This is a genomic window from Streptomyces sp. NPDC001544 (assembly GCF_042894285.1).
Taxonomy (GTDB): Bacteria; Actinomycetota; Actinomycetes; order Streptomycetales; family Streptomycetaceae; genus Streptomyces.
The window spans coordinates 586262-601151 of record NZ_JBIAVN010000002.1 but is presented as its reverse complement, the minus strand read 5'-3'; the positions used below and the strand labels follow the sequence as shown (position 1 = coordinate 601151).

The window sequence follows — 14890 nt, the reverse complement described above, 5'->3', positions numbered from 1 at the left end:
CGCTGGGACGACCGGTCCCAGGGCTCTCTGCGACGACGTCTTGCCGAGGGCAAGACACGTCGCGAGATCGTCCGCTGCCTCGAACGCTATGCCGCACGGGACATCTACCGGCTGATCAGGCCGGTCCGGACCGACGGTGTCGTCCAGTCGGTCCGTGCGGGGGCGATGGGGGTGCCCCCGCGCGGGTCTGTTCGAGCGTGGGGGAGCGTGCAGATACAAGGCGGAGGAGGGCGTCAGCGCGATGGGGCCCCCGCTCGAGCGAAGCCGAGCGTGGGGGAGTGCGTGCCAGGCCCCGCGACCCCGGCATGATCCTCAAGACACCCCCTAGAGACCTGCCGCGGTCCGGACGAGGCCGGCGACGGCTCTGGACCGGCTGTGGGGTGGCCACGCGATCACCGTGGTGACCGCCGGCGCGTCCAGCACCGGCACCGCGGCGAGGGCGTCCCCCAGATGCGCCCGGGACGACTCCGGCAGGATCGCGCAGGCGCGGCCGAGCGCGATCAGCTGGAGCAACTGCGCATGGTCGCGGACCTGCGGGCCGGGACCGTCCGGGTAGGTGCGGCCTGGGCCGGGCCAGCGTGGCATCGGCAGGCCGGGCAGGTCGGCGACGTCGGCCATCCGCACGTGTGTCCGCCTCGTGAGGGGGTGTCCGGCCGGCAGGATCACCACCTGCCCCTCCGTGCGGAGCTCTTCGGTGTCCAAGCCGGCCGTAGTGTCGAACGGCCGGTGCAGCAGGGCCACATCGGCCCGGCCGTCGCGCAACAGCCGTTCCTGCTCGCCGATCCCGCACAGGAGCACGTCGACGGTGACCGCATCGGGTTCGGCGGCATAGGCGTCGAGCAGTCGCGCCAGCAGCTCGCCGGCCGCGCCGGCCTTCGCGACGAGGACCACGCCGGCCTGGCCGGTCGCGGCGAGCGCGGCACGGCGGGCGCGACGTTCGGCGGCTTCGACCGCGTCCAGCGCCGCCCGGCCCTCCTCCAGGAGCACCGCCCCGGCGTCGGTGAGTGTGACGGCGCGACTGGTGCGTTCGAGCAGCGCCGCCCCGAGGCGTCGTTCCAGCTGGCGGATCGCCCGCGACAGCGGCGGCTGCGCGATCCCCAGCCGCTGTGCCGCCCTCCCGAAGTGCAGCTCTTCCGCGACGGCGACGAAGTACCGCAACTCCCGTGTCTCCACGCCGCCATGCTATCCCCACCTGTGGCGATACCCGAGCGGTATCGCTGCCCACCCGATCGGTGTTGGCCGGCCCCCGGCGGACCGGGACAGGATCAGTCCCATGAGTGAACAGAGAACCGCGCTGGTGACCGGCGCGAACAAGGGCATCGGGTACGAGATCGCGGCCGGTCTGGGCGCCCTCGGCTGGAAGGTCGGTGTCGGCGCCCGGGACGAGGAGCGTCGCGAGGCCGCCGTGGCGAAGCTGCGTGCCGCAGGCTTCGACGCGTTCGGCGTGCCGCTCGACGTGACCGACGATGCGAGCGTGGCGGCCGCCGCCGAGCTGATCGAGGACGGCGTCGGGCGCCTCGACGTGCTGGTCAACAACGCCGGCATAACCGGCAGCGCACAACAGATGCCCACCACGGTCGATCCGGCGACGGTGCGGGCGGCCGTGGAGACCAACGTCATCGGCGTCATCCGCGTCACCAACGCGATGCTGCCGTTGCTGCGCCGCTCGGCGTCACCACGGATCGTGAACATGTCCAGCAGCGTCGGCTCGCTCACCCTGCAGACCACTCCCGGCGCCGAAGTGGGCCCGATCGCCGCCGCGTACTCACCGTCGAAGACGTTCCTCAACGCCGTCACGGTGCAGTACGCCAAGGAGCTGCGCGAGACGAACATCCTGATCAACGCCGCGTGCCCCGGCTACTGCGCCACCGACCTCAACGGTTTCCGCGGGTACCGCACCCCGGAGCAGGGCGCGGCTGTCGCGATCAGGCTCGCGACCCTGCCGGACGACGGCCCGACCGGCGAGTTCTTCGACGACGCGGGGACCGTGCCCTGGTGACCTGCGGCGGCCACCGGCGCCGGTGCGCCGGCACGGGGCGGTGGGCTCCCTCCCACCACTCGTGACCGGCGCGGTGCCCCTCCGGCAGGGCAGCCCTCACCCCTTGCGGAACAGCCCGGCCGGCACCGCGGCGGCCAGCTTCCCGTACCCCGTCGGGTTCAGGTGCAGCCAGTCGCCGTCGTGCAGGGTGGGCTGCAGACGGCGCGGGTTGTCCGGGTCCCGTACCGCGCGGTCGAAGTCGATGACCGCGTCGAAGTGGCCGGGGGTGCGGATCCAGTCGTTGACGCGCTGCCGGGAGGCTTCGCGCTCGCCCGCCGTGTCGTCGTAGAAACTGCCGCCGAAGGGCGTCACGGTGGCGCCGTAGACGTGGATGCCCTGGGCGTGGGCGCGGACGACGATCTGCCGGTAGGCGGCGATCAGGTCGTCGGTGACCCGGCGCTGGGCAGCGGGCGTGGCGTCGGCGGTGCCGATGTCGTTGACGCCCTCGAAGACGATCAGCCACGAGACACCGCTGCGGGAGAGGACGTCGCGGTCGAGGCGGGCGAGGACGTTGGGGCCGAGCCCGTCGTTGAGGACGCGGTTGCCGCCCGCGGCCTGGTTCAGCACGGCGATGCCGGAGGTCGCGGCGCGGCTTTGGAGCCGGTCGAAGAACTGGTCGGGCCAGCGGTCGTTGCCGTTGGTGGTGGAGCCGCGGCCGTCGGTGAGGGAGTCGCCCAGGATCGCCAGTGCCTCGGTGGCCGCGGGTGCCAGGACCTCCACGTCGCTCAGCAGGTACCAGTGGTTGACCGGGGTCGCGCCCGGCAGGTCCTGGTCCTGGGTGTGGTCGCCCCCGATCAGGTACGAGGTGGTGCGCGAGCCCGGGTGGGAGGTGAGCGCGAGCGACGGCTGGCCCTGCGCCAGGTAGGCCGTGACGGTCAGGACGGATCCGGCCGGCAGGTCGAGGGCCAGGGGGTCGGAGACGACCTGGGCGCCCACGGGAACGGTCGTGGAGGCGTGCCCCGAGAAGGTCGCCCGGCGGGTGCTGCCGGGCTCGATCGCGCTGACTCCCGCCTGTCCGCCCTGTGGCAGCGCCACCGTCACCGCGGTGAGCGGCAGCGGGGTGTCACCGTAGGCGTTGGAGAAGCGCAGCCGGATGCGGTGGCCTCCGGTGGACACCCGCAGGGTCTGCCGCAGGGTCGTGTCGGCCAGGACGGACTTCTCACCCGTGAACGGTGCGGGTGGCAGGTTGGCGGGTTCGGTGAGCTGCGGCATCGCGGTCCAGGTGTTCACCCAGTGCTGACCGGAGGGCTGGTGGGCGGTGGCTTGCGGTGCGGTGGACCGGGACCTGACCAGCGCTGTGAGCGCCGACGACGTCACCAGAAGGGCGAGCGTGAGGACGCAGGTGCTGATCAGGGTGGCGAGCGGGACACGTCTGGGCGGCTTCACTGTGCCCTTCCTGTACGGGGTCGGGTGGGGGGTGCGCGCCGTACTCCCCTCCGGCGCGCACCCGGGTCTGTCAACTGACGGTGCAGGCGGTTCCGTTGAGCGTGTAGGCGGTGGGCGCGGCGCTGTTGCCGGTGTGCGTCGCCTGGTAGCCGATGCTGACGCTCGCGTTCGGCGCGATCGTGCCGTTGTAGGAGACGTTGGTGGCCGTCACCGCCCCGGAGGACGGGCTGTAGGTGGCGTTCCAGCCGCCCGTGATGGTCTGGCCGGAGGGCAGGGTGAAGCCCAGTTTCCAGCCGGTGACCGCTGCCGTCCCGGTGTTGGTGATGGTCACGGAGGCGGTCAGGCCGGTGCTCCAGGCGTTCGTGGTGACCGTCACCCTGCAGGGCCCGGCGGGAGGCGGGGGTACGGTGCCGCCGCTGTCGAGGCCGAAGAAGTGCAGTGCGCGGGCCCCCATGCCGTAGGTGTACAGGTTGTGTCCGACGCCCTGGAGGCTGATGGCCTCGACGGGGGCCCGGTCACCGGTGGAGCCGTAGCGAGTGCGGGTCCAGCCGGACTGGGGCGAGTCGGTGGCGGCGGGTGTCTGGCTCACGCCGAGGACGTCGGTCCACTGTTTGATCGCCTCCCCGAAGTTGGGGTAACGCAGCACGTCGTCCTCGGTGCCGTGCCACAGTTGCATCCGCGGCCGGGGGCCGGTGTAGCCGGGGTAGGCGGCCCGGACCAGGTCGCCCCACTCCTTCGCGGTGTGGGTGAGATTGCCGCCGGAGCAGGTGCTGTTCCACTCCGAGCCGTCGGTGGTGGCGAAGCAGCCGAAGGGCACCCCGGAGAACGCGGCGCCCGCGGCGAAGACGTCCGGGTAGTCGCCGAGCAGGACGTTCGTCATCATCGCGCCCGACGAGATGCCGGTGACGAACACCTTTCCGGTGTCGGCCGAGTAGGTGCGGGTCGCCCAGTCCACCATCGACCTGATGCCGACGGGGTCGCTGCCGCCGCCGTGGCGCAGGGCCTGCGGGGAGGAGACGTCGAAGCACTTGCCGGCCCGGGTCACCGACGGGTACACGACGACGAACCCGTACTGGTCCGCCAGTTGGGCCCACTCGGTGCCCGAGTACATCGCGGAGGCGGACCCGCCGCACCAGTGGACGGCCACCACGATCGCCGGGTGGGCGGTGACGCCGCTCGGCACGTACACGTACATCTGCAGGTTGCTCGGGTTGTCGCCGAAGCCGGTGACCTCGGTGAGCTGGGCCGTGGGCACGGCGGCGGGGGCGTCCGTGCGGGCGGCGGCCGGCGGCGCGGTGAGGAACACCGCCGCGAGCAGCGGGAGCAGCGCCGCGAGGAGCGCGCTCAGGGCGCGGCGTAAGGGCACTGTGGGGGGCATCTCCTCGTCCCTTCCATGAGGGGAACGTCCGGGGCATCGTGGCATGGACATGGCCTTCATGGAAGCGCTCCCACGCCACTTCTCCCGATGGCCGGATCGGCGCGGCCGAGCCCGGACCCCTTCTGCGCGAGGCGTTGACTAGAAAGCGCTTACCCCCTACGGTCCGTTCAGCAGTGTGACCGCGCGAACCGGCGTGCACCACATATAGTGATCGGTTCCAATGCGGCGTTCCACATGACGCACGTCGTTCATGTACATGGCTGCATACAGCAGCGCGAACACGGCACGGTTCCGTACCCCCACAACCAGGAAGAAGGAATCGGGACATGACTTCTTCGACACGACCACGCGCCCGCGGGCGCGCCCTGACCGGCACACTGGCCGCCGTCGGGGTCACTGCTGTCATGATCATGACAGACGGCGCTCTGACGCCCGCGAACGCCGCCACCTGGCCCACCCCCAACGGCAGCCAGGCGGTCACCGCAACCATCTCCGTCTCCGGCACCAAGGACTACGGGATGAAGCGGCTGTACGGCAGCGGGGACCTGGGCACCGGCGGCCAGAGCGAGGACCAGGACCCGATCCTCGAACTGGCCCCCGGTGCCGTTCTCAAGAACGTCATCATCGGCGCCCCCGCCGCGGACGGCATCCACTGCCTGGGCAGTTGCACACTGCAGAACGTCTGGTGGGAGGACGTCGGCGAGGACGCGGCGACGTTCCTCGGCTCCTCCTCGTCGAACGTGTACACCGTCTCCGGCGGCGGCGCGAAGGAGGCCAGCGACAAGGTGTTCCAGTTCAACGGCGCCGGAACGCTCAACGTCTCGAACTTCGCGGTGCAGAACTTCGGCAAGCTGGTCCGTTCCTGCGGCAACTGCAGGACGCAGTACAAGCGGACCATCAACCTCAACACCATCGAGGCGACCTACAAGGGCAGCGCGCTCGTCGGGATCAACACCAACTACGGCGACAGCGCGACCCTGAAGAAGATCACCATCGTGGGTGATTCCGGCAAGAAGATCGTTCCCTGCCAGAAGTACATCGGCAACAACACAGGCAAGGAGCCGCCCAAGAACGGCTCGGACCCCGACGGGACGTACTGCAAGTACTCGTCCTCCGACATCACCTACAGGTAGTCCGACATCACCTGCGGGTAGTTCCAGGTCCTCCAGGCGGCTCCCCCTGCGGCGGTCGTACGAGGCGCACTCGGCGGCGCTTCGTACGACCGCCCCCGTCTGCGCCGTTTCGCGGTGGTGACGGTCCCGCTCTCAGCCGGTCATCCGCCCCCACTGCGGGCCCAGTCGGGCCCATTCGGCGTCCCAGTCGGCCATGCGGCGGCGTTCCAGGCGTCCCCGCAGGGCCATGCCGGAGACGAAGGGGACGGCGGCGGCGCTGACCCCGACGAGGGTGCCTATCAGGCCGGCGCGCAGATGGGCCTGGGAGGCCGAGGCGGGACGGGTGACCAGGCTGCCCTGCGGGTCGGTCCACACCGTGACCGGGGCGCCCGCCCCGCTGCCGGGTGCGACGCGGGCCTGGCCGGTGTGCGAGGAGCCGTCCGCCGCTTTCCAGCGCACCTCGGCCCACACCTGGTCACCGCTGCTCGCCTTTCCGGGGGCCTTCTCGGTGACCCGGGCCACGACCGGACGCCATTCGGCTCGCTCCCGGGCCAGCCCGTGCTCGATGGAGCCGGCCGCCGCCAGTCCCGACAGCACACCGGTCAGGACGGTGAGCAGCCAGACGCCGAGCACCAGCCAGGCCTCCATCATGTCGGCACGGCGTTTGAGCGGGTTGCGCCGCCACCGCCACAGCCAGACCTTCGGACCACGGAACGCCTTCAAAGGCATCCTCCTCACGAGCGCACGGACAGACCGGCCGCCTTCCCGGCCGCCTTCCCATACGGGGGACACCCCCGTGTTGCTCAGGTCGAGTCCCCCACTCGACGGTCGCACGAGAGCCCGGTTCGCGGGGGCGTCTGGCCGGAAGACGCCCCACTGTTCTTGACGGCAGATCGACGCGACCCGCCTGACCTGCGGCGATGTCACGTGCAGAGGTGTCTGTCAGTGCGGGGGTGCAGACTGGCCCGTGTCTGAGAACTGCGTGTGACAAAGACGTCCCGGAGGTGATCGGCATGACCGAGGTACTGCTCGCCGTGGGCACCCGAAAGGGCCTGTTCATCGGGCGGCGGCGAGGTGGCGCCTGGGAGTTCGACGCGAGTCCCTGCTTCAACGCACAGGCGGTCTACTCGGTCGCCCTGGACACCCGCGGCGGCACCCCGCGGCTGCTGGCCGGTGGCGACAGCGCGCACTGGGGCCCGTCGGTGTTCCACTCCGACGACCTGGGCCGCACCTGGACGGAACCGGCCCGGCCGGCCGTCAGGTTCCCCAAGGACACCGGCGCCTCACTGGAGCGGGTCTGGCAGCTGCACCCGGCCGCCGCCGAGCCGGACGTGGTGTACGCGGGCACCGAACCGGCCGCCCTCTACCGCTCGGAGGACCGCGGGGAGAGCTTCGAGCTGGTGCGCCCGCTGTGGGAGCACCCCACCCGCTCGCAGTGGGTGCCGGGCGGTGGCGGTGAGGGTCTGCACACGGTGGTGACCGATCACCGCGACCCGCGGGCGGTGACCGTCGCCGTCTCGACCGCCGGAGTGTTCCGGACCACGGACGGCTGCACGAGCTGGACGCCGTCCAACTCCGGTGTGTCCGCGGTGTTCCTGCCGGACCCGAACCCGGAGTTCGGCCAGTGCGTGCACAAGATCGCCCAGGACTCGGTGAATCCCGACCGCCTCTACCTGCAGAACCACTGGGGGGTGTACCGCAGCGACGACACGGGCGGGCACTGGACGGACATCGGCGCGGACCTGCCGTCCACCTTCGGCTTCGCGGTGGCCGCCCACCCGCACCGCGGTGACACGGCCTATGTCTTCCCGATCAACGCCGACGCGGACCGGGTGCCCGCCGACCGCCGCTGCCGGGTCTTCCGCACGGCGGACGCGGGCAAGACCTGGGAACCGCTGACCACCGGGCTCCCCCAGGAGGACCACTACGGCACGGTGCTGCGCGACGCGCTCTGCACGGACGACGCGGACCCGGCCGGCGTGTACTTCGGCAACCGCAACGGCGAGGTGTATGCCTCGGACGACGACGGGGACAGCTGGCGGCTGCTCGCGTCCCACCTGCCCGACGTGCTGTGCGTGCGCGCCGCGGTCGTGGGCTGAGGTGTCCGGCCCGCCCCGGGGTCTCGGCCAGGGTCAGGCCCCAGGTCCGGGCCACCGGCGGGTCGGGGCGTCGGGTGCGCCCTGGGCTACGGCAGTCGCCAGTCCACCGGCTGCGCACCCTGCCGCAGCAGCAGGTCGTTGGCCCGGCTGAACGGGCGCGAGCCGAAGAAGCCACGGTCCGCCGACATCGGGGAGGGGTGCGCGGACTCGATCGCCGGAAGATCCCCCAACAGCGGCCGCAGATTGCGTGCGTCACGCCCCCAAAGAATGGACACCAGCGGTTTGCCGCGCGCGGCCAGCGCCCGGATCGCCTGCTCCGTGACCTCCTCCCAGCCCTTGCCCCGGTGGGCGCCCGGCTTGCGCGGGGCCGTCGTCAACGCCCTGTTGAGCAGCAGCACGCCCTGCCGCGTCCACGGCGTCAGATCGCCGTTCGACGGCCTGGGCAGCCCGAGGTCGGAGTGCATCTCGCGGAAGATGTTCTCCAGACTTCCCGGCAACGAGCGCACCTCGGGCGAGACCGCGAAACTCAAACCGATGGCCATTCCCGGGGTCGGATAGGGGTCCTGACCCACGATCAGCACGCGAACGTCGTCGAAGGGCTGCTGGAAGGCCCGCAGGACGTTCGCCCCGGACGGAAGATACGTCCGGCCCGCCGCTATCTCGGCCCGGAGGAAGTCCCCCATGGTCGCGATGCGTTCGGCGACAGGTTCAAGAGCCTTCGCCCAGCCTGCTTCGACAAGTTCGTGCAAGGGTCGTGGTGCCACGGCGCGTCACTCTACTGGTACGCGCCGTCTCCCTGCACAAACGCGGAAGCTCTCAGGCACGGACGCCGCTCCTGGCACTACCCTGTCCGCTCACCGGGAAGGAGCGGAGAGGCCACTGATGTGCATCCTGCGGCGCCGAAACGCCCTCGGCCGGAGCGATGACCAGCTGATCCGGCATGCGGGACAGCCGGTGGACCGGTGCCTGCCGTGAACCGTGCGGGAGCCGGGCCGGGCTTCCTGGCCGTCGATTCGGGGGGCTCCGGCCTGCGGGTCGCCGTGGGGGGTCTGGGAGGCGGCCCGTCCGCGCAACAGGAGTCGCGGGAGCCCGTCCGCACCGGTGCGCGGGGGATCGACCCGGGACACCTCATGGAGCAACTCGTGCCCACGGCCAGGGCGCTGATGGCGCGGACCGGGGTCAGCGGCCTGGAAACGGCCGTCGTCGCAGCCGCCGGGTTCGCCTCCCTGGGCGGCGCGCTGCGGACGGATCTGCCGGGCGCACTGACCCGGGAGCTCGGGGTGCGGGCCGTCGCGCTCGCCGCCGACGCGGTCACCGCCTATGTGGGCGCGCTGGGACCGCGGGCCGGCGCCGTCGTCGCCGCGGGCACGGGGCTGATCGCGCTCGGCACCGATCTGACGAGCTGGCGGCGGGCGGACGGCTGGGGGCATCTGCTGGGCGACTGCGGCAGCGGCGCCTGGATCGGCCGGGCGGGACTGGAGGCGGCGCTGCGCGCCCACGACGGGCGGGACGGCGGCTCCGTCCCGCTGCTGACGGACGCCGAGCGGCACTTCGGCCCGGTGCGCGGGCTGCCCGGCCTGCTCTATCCCCGTGCGGACCGTGCCGCAGTCCTGGCCTCCTTCGCGCCCCGGGTGGCGGCCTGCGCCGGGGACGATCCGGTCGCGGCCGGGATCCTGCGTGCGGCGGCCCGGCACATGGCCGAGTCGGCCGTCGCCGTCTGCCCGCCCACCGGGGCACCCCGGGTGGCCGTGACCGGGGGCCTGGTCGGGCTGGGCGCCCCGCTGCTGGAGCCGCTGGGTGAGGAGTTGGCCCGCCGGCTGCCGCACGCGCGTCATGTCCCGGCCGCAGGAGACCCGCTGCAGGGCGCGATGCGACTCGCGGCCGAGCTGGCGGGCGGGCAGCTCGACCTGCCGGGGGACGAGGCGCTGTTGTACGTGGTCGCCACAAAGGCGGATTGACTCCTCCGGCGGATGAAGTGTCCGGAAAGTGCCCGAAACGTGAAGGGTTCACTTCCGATCCGTCCGTAACTCATCAGACAAAACCGGACGGATACCGCTCACCTGCACCCTCCCCGAACAGAGAAGCCCAGGAAACCAGTAACATGCGGCGCCATGAGCTCCCCCACTGGGCCCGCGTCCGGCCTGCCAGTACGAATGCCGCGACCCCGCCAGCCCGGACGGCACCGCCGCCCCGAACCGCTGGTGGCTCCCGAGGGCGCGCCCGCGCTCGTCCTCGCGGTGCCCGGCACGCCCAGCGCCGCCACGCGCGGTCTCGCCGACGAGGTCGTGAGCATCGCCCGCTCCGAGCTGCCCGGCCTGGACGCCCGGATCGGCTACCTGGACGGGGACGACGCGGAGTTCCCGACCCTGAAGTCCGTGCTCGTCCGTGCCGCCGACGAGCGCACGGCCCGTTACGAGCAGGCCGTGGCCGCGGGGGTCGACGTCAAGGAGCCCGACGGCCCGGTCGCCGTGGTCGTCCCGCTGCTGGCGGGCCCGGACAGCGCGCTGCTGCGCCAGGTCCGGCAGGCCCTCATGGAGAGCCGGGTCGCGGCCGAGCTGACCGACGTCCTCGGCCCGCACCCGCTGCTCGCCGAGGCACTGCACGTGCGCCTGTCCGAGGCCGGGCTGGCCCGCGCCGACCGGGCCCGGCTGTTCACCGTGGCGACCGCCGCGGACGGCATCGTCCTGGCCTCCATCGGCGGTGACGAGGCCGTGCAGGCGGCCGGGATCACCGGCATGCTGCTCGCCGCGCGGCTCGCCGTGCCGGTGATGGCGGCGGCCCTCGACCAGGAGGGCTCGATCGCCTCCGTCGCGGACCAGCTGCGCTCCTCGGGCTCGCAGAACCTGGCGCTCGCGCCGTACCTCGTCGGGCCGGAGATCGACGCCGGTCTGCTGCAGGAGGCCGCGGCGGAGGCCGGCTGCGCCATCGCGGAGCCGCTGGGCGCGTACCCGGCGATCGGCAAGCTGGCGCTGGCCAAGTACACGACGGCCCTGGGGATCGCCCCGCCGCAGCCGCAGGGCACGCCGGTCCGCTGAGGCGTCGCCGCCGCCGCAGGCTCCTGCGGCGGCGCGGCCGAAGGCCCGTTCCTCGCCGAGGCACGGGCTTTTCCCATGTCCGGGCGGGGCCGGTTCCCGGTCGGGTCCCGGTTCAGTCGAGGACCACGCAGGACGCGGCGGGCACGTCCACGGACCCTTCGTAGCGGGGCATTCCGGTCGTCCGGTCGACCGTGAACCAGGTGACGTTCCCGGAGCGTTCGTTGGCCACGTAGAGGACGCCCCGGGACTCGGCCAGGGCGCGCGGCCAGTCGCCGCCGCAGGGGACGGTGCCGATCAGGCGCAGGATCTCGCCCTCGACGGCGAACGCGGACAGCACGTCCTCGCCGCGGGTGGCGATCCAGACGTGGCGGCCGTCGGGCGAGACGACGATGCCCGACGGGTAGGCGTCGCCGACCGGGACGTCCGGGAGGACCTGGGTCTCGACCAGCGGCTGCAGGGAGCCGCTGTCGCCGTCCCAGCGGCACACGGTGACGGTCGGGGTGAGTTCGTTGACGACGTAGGCGTACCGGCCGTCCGGATGGAAGGCCAGGTGGCGGGGGCCGGAACCGGGGCGCAGCGCGAACTCCCGGTGCAGCGCCGGGGTGCCCCGCTGGAGGGTGCACACCCGGACCGAATCCGTACCCAGGTCGACGCTGACGGCCCAGCGGCCGCCTGGGGCGGGTTGCACCTGGTGGGCGTGCGGCCCGCGCTGGCGTTTCTCGTGCGGGCCGGACCCGGTGTGCTGGAGGCAGCCGGACGGCGCGGCCGCGAGGGTGCCGTCGGCACGCAGGGGTACGGCGGTGACGCTGCCCGAGCCGTAGTTGGCGGTCAGGACGTGCCCGTCGTGGAGGCTGAGGTGCGTGGGTCCGCTGCCCCCGACCCGCACCGGGGGGCCGGCGAGCTCCGGCCGGTCACCGTGCACCCGGTAGGCGGCCACCGCGCCCTCGGTGGTCTCGCTGACCGCGTAGAGCGTGTCCCCGCCGGGCGAGAGGGCCAGGTACGACGGGTCGGGAACGCCGTTCGCACTGCCGAGCAGGCTCAGCGCACCGCTGTGGGGGTGAACCGCCGCCATGACGACCCCGGGCCCGCCCGCCGCCGTGAACGACCCGATGAACGCCCTGCGCCGCCGCGTGCCGTCCTCTGTCACTGCCGCCCCTTCCTCGCCGCGCCCGTGCATGCTCGCTCGGCCCGACGGTAGCAGTCGATCACGGGCGGTCTAGACCAGGGCGGAGGGCCTTGGCGCGGCGCCCGGAGGGGGCACTCCGCGGCCCCCGTCCCGCGGAGTGCCCCCTCAGACCCCGGCCAGTCCTGCCCGCGGCGGGGTCCGCAGGGGCTCCGCCAGTTCGGCCAGGGCGCGTTCCACGCCGTGGATGTGGGCCAGGGCCGGTCCGGCGGGCGGATCGGCGAGGTGGGTGACGTGGCCGGTGCCGCCCTCGGTGAGCGCCTCGACCGCCGCCTCCACCCGCCGGCAGGCCGCGGCCAGCCGGGCGTCGTGGGAGGCCTCCGGGTCGGCGGCGACCACCGCCAGGCCGCGGATCTCGCGGGCGCAGTCGTCGAGCAGGGCGAGCACCCGGCGGGCGCGCCGCTTGCGGCCGAGGGCGGGATTGAGGGGGTGCACGAGCGGGGCGACCGAGAGCCGTACCCGGCCGAGAAGCTGCTCCAGTTCGGTCACGCGGCGCGCGGGATCCGCCGTCCGGTGGCCCGCGAGGCGGGCGGCGGCCTCGGCGGTGCAGACGTGCACGCAGCGCAGGGCGCGCTGGATCCAGGCGTCGGTGGTGCTGTGCGTGGTGACGGGGAGCACCAGCAGCACGGCCAGGACGGCCCCGAAGGCGCCCACCGCGGTCTCGGCCAGGCGCAGCGCGAGCAGGCCGGGACCGAGCACGCCGAGGAGGCCGTAGAGGGACTCGGCGAGCAGTGTGACCCAGAGCATCATCCAGGTGTAGGACACGGCGGCGGTGTAGAAGATGCCGAAGACCGACACGGCGACGAGGACGGCCGTGGCGAGCGGCGCCCCGTGCAGCGGGACGACGACCAGCAGGCCCAGGGCGATGCCGATGACCGTGCCGAGGATCCGGCGGAAGCCGCGGACCAGCGTCTCGCCGCGCGAGGCGGTGTTCACGAAGATCCACCAGGTGGCGCCGACGGCCCAGTACCACCGCTGCCCGGACACCAGTTGGCCCACGACGAGCGCGAAGGCGGAGCCGGCGGTCGCCTGGACCGCCTGCCGGGTGGTCACGCGGGCCAGTCCGCTACCACCGGGCACGGCCGGCGCCGGGGCCGGCGGCAGCCGCCGCTCGTAGCACCACAGTCCGAAGCGCACCGCCGCCGCGGTGAGCAGGGAGAGCAGGACGGCGGCGTACAGCTCGGGAAGCAGTGCCGGGGTGGCGTGCAGGAACTGGGCCACGAAGAAGGTCATGAAGGCGAACACGCCGAGGCTGTGGCCGCGCGGCCCCCAGCGGCGCGCGTACACGCCCGCGCCTACCACGGCCAGGAAGGCGAGGTCCCGGGCCACCGGGTGGTCGTGCAGCTCGGCCGCCGCGGCGAGCACCGGCAGCCCGGCCACGGGCAGCAGCGCGGTCGTGACCGCCTGCCCCCGCACGGTTGCGTCGGTGACGGTGAACAGGGCGAGGAGGGCGGCCAGCCCGCCGGTGACGGCGCCCACGAGGGAATGCCCGGCGAGCCCGCACACCGTGACCGCCGACCCGATCCCGAGCACGGCCCGCGCGGCGAACCTGAACCGCAGCCGTCCCGGGTCCGAGGCCACGAACGCCCTCTTCAGCACCGCTTCCCACCTCTTGCACTCCGGCACACAAAAGGCGCCGCGGGGATCCGCAGCGCCATCGACGCGTACATGAGAGCACCCACTGGGTCACTGGCTCAAGTCCAGCCCGCAAGGCTGGTCCAATGGCACAGCGTCAAAGTCGCCCGAGCATCCACCGACACGCCAACGGACCAGGTCGTGCGGTACACGCCGACCGGACTGCGCTGAGCCATTGGTACAGTCGTACGTCATGGCCGTGGACGGACTCGACACCCGCATCCTGCGGCTGCTGCTGGAGCAGCCGCGCACCAGCGTGCGCGAGTACGCCCGCATCCTCGGTGTGGCCCGCGGCACGCTCCAGGCCCGCCTGGAGCGTCTCGAGAGGGACGGCGTGATCACCGGCACGGGCCCCTCGCTCTCCCCCGCCGCGCTCGGCCACCCGGTGCTGGCGTTCGTGCACATCGAGGTCACCCAGGGCCACCTGGACGACGTCGGGGACGCGCTGGCCGCCGTGCCGGAGATCGTGGAGGCCTTCTCGATCACGGGCGGCGGGGATCTGCTGACCCGGGTCGTGGCGCGGGACAACGAGCATCTGGAGGATGTGATCCAGAAGCTGATCAGCCTGCCGGGTGTGGTGCGCACCCGTACGGAGGTGGCCCTGCGCGAACGCGTTCCGCATCGGCTGCTGCCGCTGGTGGAGTCGGTGGGCAGGGCCGCCCGCGGGGTATGACCGGCTGAGCCGTACCGGCCGCCGACGAGGGGTCATGGGTGCGGCGGAGCCGGGCCCGCGTTCGGTCGCGGTGTATGTCGAGGGGGACGATGCGCACGCCGGGCGGGGCCGACGAGGCCGTGCCGCCCGGCGACGGCGGCTCGCCTTCGGACGGCTCGGCGGGACCGTACGGCGGCGGTCCGCTCACCCTCCGGGCCGCCCAGTAATCCCGGGGTGTCGCACAGCGAGACGACCGGCAGACCGAACGCGTCGCGCCCCGCCCGCGCGGTGCCGACTTCGCACGGCTGTGGGTCACGGCATGGGCCTGGAGGGCGCCGTCCGGCTCGGCCATCGCGGGGAACGCGCGACGAT

At 72.9% G+C, this 14890-nt stretch carries 13 protein-coding genes; 6 read left to right on the top strand and 7 right to left on the bottom strand.

Annotation, left to right across the window (positions count from 1 at the left end):
• Positions 1-324 precede the first annotated feature (324 nt).
• Positions 325-1173 carry a LysR family transcriptional regulator gene (locus ACFY0F_RS08080; protein ID WP_388790644.1) on the bottom strand — a complete coding sequence of 283 codons (849 nt, stop codon included), beginning with the start codon at positions 1171-1173 and terminating at the stop codon, positions 325-327.
• 100 nt (positions 1174-1273) lie between these two features.
• On the opposite strand from ACFY0F_RS08080, the gene ACFY0F_RS08075 reads away from it, so the two are divergent.
• Positions 1274-1999 (top strand): SDR family oxidoreductase, encoded by a 726-nt coding sequence (locus ACFY0F_RS08075; protein WP_388790641.1) that lies wholly within the window; start codon positions 1274-1276, stop codon positions 1997-1999.
• Between the two features lie 96 nt (positions 2000-2095).
• On the opposite strand, the gene ACFY0F_RS08070 is transcribed toward ACFY0F_RS08075, so the two are convergent.
• Positions 2096-3424 (bottom strand): SGNH/GDSL hydrolase family protein, encoded by a 1329-nt coding sequence (locus ACFY0F_RS08070; RefSeq protein ID WP_388790637.1) that lies wholly within the window; start codon positions 3422-3424, stop codon positions 2096-2098.
• A gap of 70 nt (positions 3425-3494) precedes the next feature.
• Positions 3495-4802, bottom strand: a complete 1308-nt coding sequence (locus ACFY0F_RS08065; protein WP_388790635.1) for a PHB depolymerase family esterase — start codon at positions 4800-4802, stop codon at positions 3495-3497.
• Positions 4803-5128: 326 nt separating this feature from the next.
• On the opposite strand from ACFY0F_RS08065, the gene ACFY0F_RS08060 reads away from it, so the two are divergent.
• Positions 5129-5935 (top strand): pectate lyase, encoded by an 807-nt coding sequence (locus ACFY0F_RS08060; RefSeq protein ID WP_388790632.1) that lies wholly within the window; start codon positions 5129-5131, stop codon positions 5933-5935.
• Between the two features lie 132 nt (positions 5936-6067).
• Here the strand turns inward: ACFY0F_RS08060 and ACFY0F_RS08055 are convergent, their stop codons facing one another.
• On the bottom strand, positions 6068-6643 hold the full coding sequence (locus ACFY0F_RS08055; RefSeq protein WP_388790630.1) for a hypothetical protein: 576 nt from the start codon (positions 6641-6643) through the stop codon (positions 6068-6070).
• 284 nt (positions 6644-6927) lie between these two features.
• Between ACFY0F_RS08055 and ACFY0F_RS08050 the strand changes: the two genes are divergently transcribed.
• Positions 6928-8013, top strand: coding sequence for a WD40/YVTN/BNR-like repeat-containing protein (locus ACFY0F_RS08050; RefSeq protein ID WP_388790627.1), 1086 nt, complete (start codon positions 6928-6930; stop codon positions 8011-8013).
• An 86-nt stretch (positions 8014-8099) separates the two neighbouring features.
• Here the strand turns inward: ACFY0F_RS08050 and ACFY0F_RS08045 are convergent, their stop codons facing one another.
• On the bottom strand, positions 8100-8777 hold the full coding sequence (locus ACFY0F_RS08045) for a uracil-DNA glycosylase (RefSeq protein ID WP_388790624.1): 678 nt from the start codon (positions 8775-8777) through the stop codon (positions 8100-8102).
• A gap of 207 nt (positions 8778-8984) precedes the next feature.
• Here ACFY0F_RS08045 and ACFY0F_RS08040 point away from each other — a divergent pair, with 207 nt between their 5' ends.
• Together ACFY0F_RS08040 and ACFY0F_RS08035 are read left to right on the top strand one after the other, a co-directional pair.
• Positions 8985-9971, top strand: a complete 987-nt coding sequence (locus ACFY0F_RS08040) for an N-acetylglucosamine kinase (protein WP_388790621.1) — start codon at positions 8985-8987, stop codon at positions 9969-9971.
• A 153-nt stretch (positions 9972-10124) separates the two neighbouring features.
• On the top strand, positions 10125-11048 hold the full coding sequence (locus ACFY0F_RS08035) for a sirohydrochlorin chelatase (RefSeq protein ID WP_388790619.1): 924 nt from the start codon (positions 10125-10127) through the stop codon (positions 11046-11048).
• Positions 11049-11160: 112 nt separating this feature from the next.
• Here ACFY0F_RS08035 and ACFY0F_RS08030 read toward each other — a convergent pair whose 3' ends face one another.
• Positions 11161-12225, bottom strand: a complete 1065-nt coding sequence (locus ACFY0F_RS08030; protein ID WP_388790616.1) for a lactonase family protein — start codon at positions 12223-12225, stop codon at positions 11161-11163.
• 114 nt (positions 12226-12339) lie between these two features.
• Positions 12340-13830, bottom strand: coding sequence for an FUSC family protein (locus ACFY0F_RS08025; RefSeq protein ID WP_388790613.1), 1491 nt, complete (start codon positions 13828-13830; stop codon positions 12340-12342).
• Positions 13831-14059: 229 nt separating this feature from the next.
• Here ACFY0F_RS08025 and ACFY0F_RS08020 point away from each other — a divergent pair, with 229 nt between their 5' ends.
• Positions 14060-14539: an Lrp/AsnC family transcriptional regulator gene (locus ACFY0F_RS08020; RefSeq protein ID WP_388790610.1), complete on the top strand. Its 480-nt coding sequence runs from the start codon at positions 14060-14062 to the stop codon at positions 14537-14539.
• Positions 14540-14890 lie beyond the last annotated feature (351 nt).

What these genes read in the sequence shown, in the direction of transcription:
- ACFY0F_RS08060 (WP_388790632.1), top strand. Translation starts at nt 5,129, where the DNA reads ATGACTTCTTCGACACGACCACGCGCCCGCGGGCGCGCCCTGACCGGC.
- ACFY0F_RS08065 (WP_388790635.1), bottom strand. Translation starts at nt 4,802, where the DNA reads ATGCCCCCCACAGTGCCCTTACGCCGCGCCCTGAGCGCGCTCCTCGCG.
- ACFY0F_RS08030 (WP_388790616.1), bottom strand. Translation starts at nt 12,225, where the DNA reads ATGCACGGGCGCGGCGAGGAAGGGGCGGCAGTGACAGAGGACGGCACG.
- ACFY0F_RS08050 (WP_388790627.1), top strand. Translation starts at nt 6,928, where the DNA reads ATGACCGAGGTACTGCTCGCCGTGGGCACCCGAAAGGGCCTGTTCATC.
- ACFY0F_RS08075 (WP_388790641.1), top strand. Translation starts at nt 1,274, where the DNA reads ATGAGTGAACAGAGAACCGCGCTGGTGACCGGCGCGAACAAGGGCATC.
- ACFY0F_RS08055 (WP_388790630.1), bottom strand. Translation starts at nt 6,643, where the DNA reads ATGCCTTTGAAGGCGTTCCGTGGTCCGAAGGTCTGGCTGTGGCGGTGG.
- ACFY0F_RS08035 (WP_388790619.1), top strand. Translation starts at nt 10,125, where the DNA reads ATGAGCTCCCCCACTGGGCCCGCGTCCGGCCTGCCAGTACGAATGCCG.
- ACFY0F_RS08020 (WP_388790610.1), top strand. Translation starts at nt 14,060, where the DNA reads ATGGCCGTGGACGGACTCGACACCCGCATCCTGCGGCTGCTGCTGGAG.